1 protein-coding gene is annotated in these 736 nt (G+C 56.7%); it reads left to right on the top strand.

All coding sequences use genetic code 11. The features are described 5' to 3' along the window. Positions 1-497: 497 nt before the first annotated feature. The coding region (locus tag AWB65_RS35145) for a GntR family transcriptional regulator (protein WP_143281838.1) at positions 498-736 on the top strand (239 nt) is incomplete at its 3' end.

The raw sequence follows: 736 nt of genomic DNA, 5'->3' as shown, positions 1-736 counted from the left end.
GAACGGGTGCATTTTGAGCCGCGTGATGAGCAGCACAAGCAACACGATGGCAATCGCCGGGGCGATCAATGGGTAAAGCGATGGCTGCATGGAAACTCGTCAGGTTTGGCTGGGGCCGGCTTGTGAAGGCAGTGCTTGGCTGGCATACCAACTTGTAAGGCTGCGAGCGGATATCGGCTGTCGGGCAAGCCTGATTAGAGGCTTAGCAGATACGTCGCGATTCCCCCTCTAATTACGGGCATCTGCCAGCGAACAGAGCATTCTTAGAGTATCTCCGTGCGTATCTCTTATCGCGATCGCCGCAGCTAGAAGGTCCGGTTTTTTGCCTTCACCAGATTTGGTATACCAAAATGTAGCTGGATGTCTGATTATGGTCAAGTACGGGATAACACCATGCCAGTAGCCGTTTTGAGGCCTGTGGACGCCTTGGATCGTTTGGTAAAGTGGCATACCGGACTACGATGGCTGGGGATACCAGATAGAAACGGGATGAAAAGATGACGGATTCCGAAGACGAACAAGAGGCACTCGAGGGCGGCGATCCGATCGACGAACTGCTGTCGATGCAGATCGCCCAACGCTTGCGCACGCTGATCGCCACGGACGAACTGAAGCCCGGTGAACGTTTGCGCGAACGCACGCTCGCCGAACGGCTGGACGTGTCCCGCACACCGCTAAGGGAAGCGCTGAAGGAACTGGCGGGCGACGGACTCGTCGTCGTGCTGCCCAAGCGCGG

Origin of the sequence: Caballeronia humi (genome assembly GCF_001544475.1) — a bacterium.
Classification (GTDB): Bacteria; Pseudomonadota; Gammaproteobacteria; order Burkholderiales; family Burkholderiaceae; genus Caballeronia; species Caballeronia humi.
The sequence above is the reverse complement of the archived record's forward strand: the minus strand, read 5'-3'. Positions and strand labels throughout refer to the sequence as shown.